The sequence below is a fragment of the Spirillospora albida genome (assembly GCF_000718255.1).
GTDB classification, from domain to species: domain Bacteria; phylum Actinomycetota; class Actinomycetes; order Streptosporangiales; family Streptosporangiaceae; genus Spirillospora; species Spirillospora albida.
Genome location: NZ_JOFJ01000029.1, coordinates 48,029 through 56,923, shown reverse-complemented (window position 1 = coordinate 56,923; position 8,895 = coordinate 48,029). Strand labels below are relative to the sequence as shown.

The window sequence follows — 8,895 nt, the reverse complement described above, 5'->3', positions numbered from 1 at the left end:
ACGGCACCGTCACCACCGTCGAAGGCAACGTCAGCGACAAGGTCATGGTCCGCACCCGCACCATGGGCACCATCGTCGGCTTCGGCCACCCCAAGTACTAAGCCCAACATCGAACGACGCCCCGGAGCCCCAGGCGCCCGGGGCGTCGTCGTACACCCGGACCCGACCGGTCCGGGTGTACGACTCCTGGCGCGCCCTCGTCCTTGACCTTTTCCTGACCATTCCCTCAGGACGGCCTCCCGCCCGCCGATGAGGGGACTTCCGGGTGGAACGACGAAAAGACACGTCATGTCACTGAAGCGCTACGGAGCGTTCGTCTCGATCCTCGCGGTCGGGCACCTGCTCGTGCCCGACGGCTGGTGGCGCACGATCACCTATCAGGGGATCGGCGCCATCGCCCTGGTCACGGCCGTGATCGGCGTGCGCCGATGGCGGCCCGACGCCACCCGGGCCTGGTGGTTCGTGATCGTCGGCGCCACGCTGTGCCTGTCCGCCGACCTGCTGTACGACCTGTACCTCCGGCTGTGGAAGACCGACCCGTTCCCGTCCATCGCCGACGTGCTCTACCTGGCCGGGTACGTCTTCTACGGGGCCGGACTGATGATCATGGTGCGGCGGCGGGCCGCGAAGGACCGCGGCGACCTCATCGACGCCGCGATCATCGCCGGCGGGCTCGGCCTGATGGTCTGGGTGTTCATGGTGGTCCCCACCGTGCAGGAGGACGGCTCCCTGCCCGCACGCGTCGTCAGCCTCGCCTACCCACTGCTGGACCTGTTCCTGCTGGTCCTGCTCGTCCGGCTGCTGACCGGGCGGGGCGGCCTCGCCGTCGGCAACCTCGCCTGCGGCATGCTGGCGGGCGCCTTCGTGTCGCTGCTGACCGCCGACATCGTGTTCGCCTTCCTGGAGGACTACGTCAACGGCACCGCGGGCATGATCGCCACCCGCGTCGTGGACGAGTTCTTCCTCGCCACCAACCTGCTGATCGGCGCCGCCGCCCTGCACCCCCTGATGACCGACCTCACCCGGTGGGGCCGGGTCCCCGTGCCGCGGCTGAGCCGGCCCCGGCTGGGCGTCCTCACGTCGGCGGCGCTGCTGGCCCCCATCGTCCTGCTGGCCCGGTCCCACCTCGGAGGGGTCGACGCCTGGGTCGGGACCAGCATCGCGGTCGCCTCCGCCCTGATGTTCGTCCTGGTCGTCCTGCGGATGCTGGGCCTGATCCGGCAGGTGGAGACGCAGGCGCACGAGCTGACCGCGCTGAGCCTGCGCGACCCCCTCACCGGCGCCGCCAACCGGCGCGGCTGGGAGCTGCGGCTCACCGAGGGGCTCGCCACCGCGTCCCGCCGCCGCGACCCGCTGTGCGTGGCGCTGATCGACCTGGACCACTTCAAGCGGTTCAATGACACCTACGGCCACCAGGCCGGGGACGACCTGCTGCGGCAGGCCGTCGCCGCCTGGCAGACCCAGATGCGGCCGCAGGACGTCCTGGCGCGGTACGGCGGTGAGGAGTTCATCCTCTTCCTGGCCGACACCAGCATGAAGCAGGCCGGCCAGATCCTGGAACGGCTCCGCAAGGCCGTTCCGCACGGGCAGACGGTCTCCGCCGGGGTCGCCATGTGGGACTTCGAGGAGACCGCCGAGCAGCTCACCGCCCGCGCCGACGCGGCGTTGTACTCCGCCAAGCACGCCGGCCGCGACCGCGTCGTCCTGGCCGGGTACCTCGATCTCGACCTCGGCTCGGAGCACCCGGACGGGGCGCCCGGCCGGAACCTTGGAAGCGAGAAGCACGGATGAACACCCAGCCTCCCTTCGACGGATCGGGACACGCTCCGGGACACCGGGTCCACGTCGGCCGGCAGCCCGTCTACGACCGGGCGTACGAGCTGGTCGGCTACGAGCTGCTGTTCCGGGGCGGCCCGACGGCGTCGGCCGCGGACGCGTCCGGGGCGCAGGCCACCAGCCGCGTCCTGGTGAACCTCTTCTCCGAGTTCGGGATGGACCAGCTGACCGGCGGCCGCCTCGCGTTCATCAACCTCACGGGCGAGTTCCTGCGCGGCGAGCTGCCGCTGCCGTTCGACCCCGAGGGCACCGTCCTGGAGATCCTCGAGACCGTCGACGTGACCGACGAGGTGATCGAGGGGGTCCGGGACCTGGTGCGGCGTGGCTTCACGATCGCCCTGGACGACTTCGTCTTCGGCCGCGGCCACGAGCCCCTGCTGGAACTGGCGTCCTACGTGAAGCTGGACGTCCTCGGGGTCGAGCCGACCGACCTGGCCGCGCAGGTGCACGCCTGCCGCCGCCACCCCCACCTGAAGCTGCTCGCGGAGCGCGTGGAGACCCCCGAGGACGTCCGGCTGACCCGCGACCTCGGATTCGACCTGTTCCAGGGGTACGCGTTCGGCCGCTCCCAGGTGCTCTCCCTGGAGACCCTGGCCCCGTCCAGGCTCCGGTACCTGGAGCTCATCGACCGGCTCCTGCGGCCCGACATCGACATCGACGAGGTCACCGCCATGGTGCAGACCGACCCGGCGCTCGCCTACCGGGTGCTGCGGGCCGCGAACTCCGCGTCCGCGGGGCTGCGCCGCAAGGTCTCCTCCATCCACGAGGCCGTCATGCTGATGGGCCTGACCCGGCTGCGGCACTGGCTGATCCTCATGACGGTCAGCGACCTGACCGGCGCCGGCACCGAGACCGTGGTGTCGGTCCTGGTGCGGGCGCGGCTCTGCCAGACCCTCGCGGACCGCGCCGGGGTGGCCGGCGAGCAGGCGTTCACGGCCGGGCTCCTGTCCGGCCTGTCGGACATGCTCGCGGTGTCGCCCGCGTCGCTGGTCGCCCGGCTGTCCCTGGACAACGAGCTGGCGAGCGCCGTCAGCGGAGGGGGCGGCCGGCTCGGCTCGCTGGTCACCGCCGTCCGCGAGTACGACACGGGCGAGGAGCCGGCCGAGGCGCTGCTCCCCGTCGTGGCGGAGGACCTGGCGCGTTCCTATCTGTCGGCCGTCAGCTGGGCCATGCGCGCCACCGCAGCCGTCCGCGACTGACGAGCGCGCACCCTCCCCCGGCACCGCCCGCGGTGCCGGGGTGCCGCCATATCGTCCGCTCCGCAACGGAAAATCCCGGAGCCCTTGTGATGAAGGCGCTCCAGCGATGGCTGATTTTTCAAGGGTTTTGCGAACGAGGGTGGTGGCGGTGACTAATCTCCCTGGCCTATGAAGCCGGGTTGTCCGCACTTGGCGAACGCGGGATTACGTTGAGCATGAAGTACGGACGAACGATTCTCGGGGGGAAAAGATCGTGACTCATACTTCCGTACGCAAACTGGCCGCGGGGACCGTGCTCTGCGCCGCCGGACTCACCATCACCGGGATGACCGGGACGGCGCAGGCCGCCGTCCTCGGCGCGGACCGGGCCGCGGTGGAGCAGAGCACCGCCGCCGCTCCGTGGCCCAGGTGCGGGTTCGGCAACTGGAGCGGGTGCTGGCAGTACCACTCGCGGCACTTCTCGTCCTGGTCCTGCCACAGGACGGGGCGTCGCATCGTCTGGCGGTCCGACCGCTATGACCGCTACTACTGCGAGCGGAACTGGGGCCGCTCCTACTCGCTGTGGCTGTGGAGGGACCGGGGCGGCTGGGACGACCACGACGACTGACCGGAGGTAAGGCCGGGCGCCCGGCACCGCTCGCGGTGCCGGGCGCCGGTGCGTTCCCGTCCGCGTGCGCGGGGAAGGCGGACGGGCCGCGGGCTCAGCGGTTGAGCATGACCAGCATCTGCTTGATCTGGTCCTGGCGGGACGCGGTGAGGCGTGTCGCGAACGCCTTCGTCTCGCCGTTGACGCCCTTGCCCGTCTCCATCTTCGCCATTTCCACCGCCGCGGACTGGTGCCCGATGAACAGGTTGAGGAAGGCGTTCTGGAACCTGGCGCCCTTCGCGACCCGGAGCGCGCCGATCTCCTTGGCGCTCGTCGCGGGCAGGCCGCCGTGGTCGGCGTGGGCGCTCGGCGCGTGGTCGACCGTGAGCGGCTTGTTCCACTTCCTCAGCCAGGACGTCATGAGCTTCACCTCGTCGGTCTGCGTGAGGTGGACGGCCTTGGCGAGCCTGCGGACGTCCGCGCCGGGGGCCTTCCGCGCGGCGAGGCCGGCCATCTGCAGCCCCTGCCGGTGATGCGCGATCATCATCTGCAGGTACATGACGTCGGTGGCGTTGTGGCTGCCCGGCCCGGTCACGGCGGACGGGGCGCCCGTCGCGGCACGCTTGCTGCCCGTCGCCTCGCCGTCGCCGCCGCACGCCGCCGTGAGCAGCAGCGGAGCGGTGGCCAGCAGGGCGATCGCCCGGATGCGGCGGGTCACAGCGGGAGCCAGAGGGCCAGCGTGTACGGCGAGGGCTCCCAGCTGCGGATCGCCGTGTGGGACTGGCGGCAGCGGTACCTGGCGCCGTCGTACGTCACGACGGTGCCGGTCCGGTAGGTGACGCCGGGCGCCCAGGCCGCGCCGGACGCGGGGGTGCCGGCGGTGGGCTTGGCCGTCGGCGCGGTGGTCGGCTTCGCCGTGGGAGCGGTGGTCGGCTTCGGGGCCGTGGTGGGCGCCGTGGTCGGCGCGGTGGTCGGTGCCGGGGCCGGGGTTCCGCCGGAGCCGCCGCCGATGTTCAGGTCGATGCAGCTGTAGAACGCCGCGGCCGTGTCGCCGATGTTCCAGACGGCGAGCACGGTCCGCTTGCCGGGGAACCTGCTGAGGTCGAGCTGGTGGGTGACGACGGACGCGGGCTGCTGGTTGCCGCCGTCGAAGGTGCCGACGAGGGTGCCGCCGACGAAGTACTGCCAGTTGCTCGTGCGGTGCCGGGCGGTGAACGTCCAGCTGAACGGGACGGTCGTGCCGACGGACTTCGCGGGCCAGGCCCGGCTCTCGTCGGCGAGCACGGCGAACTGGCTCAGGCCGCCGTTGCAGCTCTTCAGGCCCTTGGGGCCCTCGACGCTCTGCGGCTCGAACTGGATGGGGCCGCAGTCCTTGACGGCGCCCTGCGCGCACAGCGCCTGGCGGCTCGGGGGGGACGAGACGTAGCCGTGCGCCGAGGCGGGGCCGGCGACGACGACCGTCGACCCGGCGGCCGCGAGGACGGCGAGGGGGTAGGCGACGGACCTGCGCATGGGGGTGCCTTCCTGACGTCGGTACGGCCGCCGGGGCGGCGGCCGCGATCACCGTCGGGACGCTAGTGCGGGCGGCCCTAAGCACTCCTTAAGAACCCGCGAAATGATCATGAAGCTCCGCCGGGGGTGTTCCGGACGGGCCGCGCCGGGAAAGGGGGCGGGCATGATCGAGGTCATCGGAGCGGGGCTCGGCCGGACCGGGACCAGTTCCCTGCGGATCGCGCTGGAGCGCCTCGGATTCGCGCCCTGCTACCACATGTTCGAGGTCGTCGGCAGCCGCGCGCGGATGGAGCAGTGGACGAGGCGCGCGGAGAGCGACGCCCCCGGCTGGGACGAGATCTTCGCCGGATACCGCGCCTGCGTGGACTTCCCGGCGGCGGCGTACTGGCGCGAACTCACCGCCCACTACCCCGAGGCCAAGGTCATCCTCACCCTGCGCGACCCCGACGAGTGGTACGCCAGCGCCCGCCGGACGATCTTCCGGCTGCCGATGCTGCTGCGGCATCCGGTGGCGGGGCCGGGGCTTCGCTTCGTGCTGCCGCTCTGGCCCGCGCTGGCGGAGTTCGTGCGGATGCTGGAGACCCTCAACCGCGACCGCCGCGACATCGATTTCGCGCGGGAGGCGTCCATCGCCTTCTTCGAGCGGCACAACGCGGCCGTGATGAAGGGCGTGGCGGAGGACCGCCTCCTGGTCTACCGGATCCGGGACGGCTGGGACTCCCTGTGCGAGTTCCTGGACGTGGCCGTCCCGCCGGAGCCCTTTCCCTGGGCGAACGACACGGCGACCTTCTGGCGGGACTTCCGCCGGACGCTCCGCACCGCCTGACCGGTCACGCGAGGCGGGCGCCGCCCCCGTCCAGGAAGGCGTCGATCTCGTCGGCGGGGACCGGGCGAGAGAACAGGTACCCCTGGGCCAGCGGGCAGCCCATCTCCCGCAGCGCCTCGGCCTGCTCCCGGGACTCGACGCCTTCGACGACGGCGCGCAGGTCCAGGCTGGACGACAGTGTCAGGATCGCCTTGGTGAACGCCCGCGCCTCCCGCTGCTCCCTGTCCTCGACGCCGGTCGCGAACGCCCGGTCGATCTTCAGGATGTCGACCGGGAGGACCCGCAGGTAGGCGAGGGACGAGTAGCCGGTGCCGAAGTCGTCCAGCGCGATCCGGATGCCCTGCTCGCGCAGCGCGGTCAGGGTCGCGACGACCCGGCGGGTCTCGGCGGGCGTCCCCGCCAGCAGCATGCTCTCGGTGATCTCCAGGATCAGCGCGCGCTCGGGCAGCCGGTGCCGGCGCAGCGCGTCCAGCACCGTTGCGCTGAACGCCGGTTCGCGCAGCTGCCGCCCGGACACGTTCACCGTGACCGAGACGCCGTGCCTGCGGTACCAGCGGCCGACGTCGGCGCAGGCCCGGTCGAGCACCCACGCGCCGATCGGGACGATCAGCCCCGACTCCTCCGCGATCGGGATGAACCGGTCCGGCGGGATGGCGGCCCGGCCGGGCGGCGTCCAGCGCAGCAGCGCCTCGACGGCGTGCGCCTCGCCGGTGTTCAGGTCCACGACCGGCTGGTAGTTCAGCGTGAACTCGTCATGGGTGAGCGCCCGCCGCAGCCCGGTCGTGAGCCGCGTCTGGTCGAGACGCGCCTGCCGCAGCCCCGGTTCGAACCGGACGAACTGGTCCTTGCCCGCGCTCTTCGCCGCGTACAGGGCGAGGTCGGCGTCCCGGAGCGCCTCCGACGCGCTCGCGGCCGGGCTGTCGGCGAGGACGCCCATGCTGACCGTCAGGTAGAACTCCCCGGCGGTGGTCGGATACGGGGCGCGCAGCGCCTCCACGACCCGGTCGGCGACACGGACGGCGCTCGGGGCGTCCGCGCGGGGCAGCATCAGCGCGAACTCGTCGCCGCCGAGCCGCGCCAGCGTCGCGTCCGGCGGGGCGATCTCCCGCAGCCGCTGCGCGACCTGCGTGAGGAGCTCGTCCCCGGCCTGGTGGCCGAAGGTGTCGTTGACGTCCTTGAACCCGTCCATGTCCAGCATCAGCAGCGCCGGCGGCCGGTCGTTCTCCGTCAGCGTCCGCTGGAGCGCGTCCGTGAGCAGGATGCGGTTGGCGAGGCCCGTCAGCGGGTCGTGCGTCGCCCGGTACGACAGCTGCTCCTGGAGCTGCTCCTGCTCCTGGAGGGTGGCGCTCAGCTCCGCCGCCTGCGCGGCGAGCTGCTCGGCCTGCCGGTTGAGGACGACGGCGCGGGACTCGGCGAGCCGCGCCGTCGAGCTGAGCCGCAGGACGAGCAGGACGGCGAGCAGCACGGTCAGGATCGGGATCACGAACGGGTCGTACGCCTGGTCGTCGGGGGCGCCCCGCAGCGCGCGCGCCGCCATGGCGCCGATGGGGCTGAGCAAGGCGAGCACCAGGTAGAACGTCGTCCCGGCCCGGACGGACGCGATCGGCGGCAGCAGCCGCTCCCCCGCCCGCCGGACGCTCGGGTGCAGCGCCGTGGCGCCGGCCAGCCCGCTCCACAGCATCCAGCCGATCGTCGCGACCGCCCCCGCCGGCCGGCCCGCGGCCTGATCGACGAGGTTGGCGGTGTCGCCCACGATGAGGGCCAGATAGGACCCCATGAACAGCAGCATCCAGGGCGCCCGCCCCCGGTAGAACGCGAGCCGGACGAGCATCCCCAGCAGGAACAGGTCCATGACGGGGACGATCAGGGAGAACAGCGGATCCTGGTCGACCTCCTGCAGGCGGTCGATCATGGGGTCGATGAACAGGGCCCAGTACGGCATGGCCACGGACGTGCCGATGATGGCGGCGTCCACGAGGCCGGACCAGCGGGCCCGCCCGGCCGGCGTGACGAGCAGGACCATCGCGACCGCGCCCAGCGTGTACGACACCATGATCATGATCTCGTAGACGTCGAGCGCGTCCCGGTTCCCCAGCGCGATGTAGCCGATGGCCCACGGGAAGGTGGTCGCGGCCCACGTCAGCAGGACGGCGGTGGTCAGGATCCGCCATGCCCGGATCCGATGCAGGCGGTGGCGGCGGAGCCCCGTGAGCACGGCCAGCGCGGCGCCGCTCTGCACCAGGATCCACGGGAGTATCGCGGTCGGCGCGAGCGCGCCGGTGGCGATCGCCACCACGGCGACGGCCACCAGGTATGCCGACCAGCCGCGCGCCGCCCCTTCCCGGGGCCGCGTCACGGCCGGCGCATCGGCGATCGTGTGGCTCATGACCGTTTCTCTTCTGGCCCGTGTCCGTGTGACCAGGGCATACAGCAGAAGGCTAGGGGTAGTTGTGTGACCAGCAGCACATCGAGCTCACTGAACGTATCGGTGAGGCCACACGACCGAGGGGGACCGGTGACCACCGCACGAGACGTGATGAACACCGGCGTGCACTGCGTCGGCGAGGACGAGACACTGACGCGCGCCGCCCAGATCATGCGGGACGAGCAGGTCGGAGCGCTGCCGATCTGCGACACCGACGGCCATCTGCGCGGCATCGTGACCGACCGCGACATCGTCATCCGGTGCGTGGCGTCAGGGCAGGACATCGGCTCCACCAAGGTGAGCGCGCTCGCCCAGGGCGAACCCTGCTGCGTGCAGGCGTCGTCCGACATCGACGAGGTCCTGGCCGAGATGGAGAGCCACCAGATCCGCCGGCTCCCCGTGCTGGAGGACGACCGGCTCGTCGGCATGATCAGCGAGGCGGATCTTGCTCACCACCTTTCCGACGAGCGGCTGGCGCACTTCGTGGAGCAGATCTACGCCGACCGGTGAG

The 8,895-nt window shown here is 71.9% G+C and carries 8 protein-coding genes; 5 read left to right on the top strand and 3 right to left on the bottom strand.

The window, feature by feature from the left end:
• The first annotated feature begins 288 nt into the window (after window positions 1-288).
• The 3 genes from IE99_RS0127190 (at window position 289) to IE99_RS0127180 (ending at window position 3,642) form a co-directional block, all read left to right on the top strand.
• On the top strand, window positions 289-1,791 hold the full coding sequence (locus IE99_RS0127190) for a GGDEF domain-containing protein (RefSeq protein WP_051713382.1): 1,503 nt from the start codon (window positions 289-291) through the stop codon (window positions 1,789-1,791).
• Window positions 1,788-3,035 carry an EAL and HDOD domain-containing protein gene (locus IE99_RS0127185; protein ID WP_051713376.1) on the top strand — a complete coding sequence of 416 codons (1,248 nt, stop codon included), beginning with the start codon at window positions 1,788-1,790 and terminating at the stop codon, window positions 3,033-3,035. The genes IE99_RS0127190 and IE99_RS0127185 overlap by 4 nt, the downstream gene beginning before the upstream one ends.
• 253 nt (window positions 3,036-3,288) lie before the next feature.
• On the top strand, window positions 3,289-3,642 hold the full coding sequence (locus IE99_RS0127180) for a hypothetical protein (RefSeq protein WP_157610512.1): 354 nt from the start codon (window positions 3,289-3,291) through the stop codon (window positions 3,640-3,642).
• A gap of 94 nt (window positions 3,643-3,736) precedes the next feature.
• Here IE99_RS0127180 and IE99_RS0127175 read toward each other — a convergent pair whose 3' ends face one another.
• Together IE99_RS0127175 and IE99_RS0127170 are read right to left on the bottom strand one after the other, a co-directional pair.
• Entirely contained in the window at window positions 3,737-4,339 is a 603-nt protein-coding gene (locus tag IE99_RS0127175) for a DUF305 domain-containing protein (protein WP_030176975.1), read from the bottom strand.
• Window positions 4,336-5,133 (bottom strand): lytic polysaccharide monooxygenase, encoded by a 798-nt coding sequence (locus IE99_RS0127170; RefSeq protein ID WP_030176973.1) that lies wholly within the window; start codon window positions 5,131-5,133, stop codon window positions 4,336-4,338. The genes IE99_RS0127175 and IE99_RS0127170 overlap by 4 nt, the downstream gene beginning before the upstream one ends.
• A 163-nt stretch (window positions 5,134-5,296) precedes the next feature.
• Here IE99_RS0127170 and IE99_RS0127165 point away from each other — a divergent pair, with 163 nt between their 5' ends.
• Window positions 5,297-5,959: a sulfotransferase family protein gene (locus tag IE99_RS0127165; RefSeq protein WP_030176971.1), complete on the top strand. Its 663-nt coding sequence runs from the start codon at window positions 5,297-5,299 to the stop codon at window positions 5,957-5,959.
• Window positions 5,960-5,963: 4 nt separating this feature from the next.
• Here the strand turns inward: IE99_RS0127165 and IE99_RS0127160 are convergent, their stop codons facing one another.
• Entirely contained in the window at window positions 5,964-8,345 is a 2,382-nt protein-coding gene (locus IE99_RS0127160) for a putative bifunctional diguanylate cyclase/phosphodiesterase (RefSeq protein ID WP_051713374.1), read from the bottom strand.
• A 129-nt stretch (window positions 8,346-8,474) separates the two neighbouring features.
• Here IE99_RS0127160 and IE99_RS0127155 point away from each other — a divergent pair, with 129 nt between their 5' ends.
• On the top strand, window positions 8,475-8,894 hold the full coding sequence (locus IE99_RS0127155; protein WP_030176967.1) for a CBS domain-containing protein: 420 nt from the start codon (window positions 8,475-8,477) through the stop codon (window positions 8,892-8,894).
• Window position 8,895: the final 1 nt, after the last annotated feature.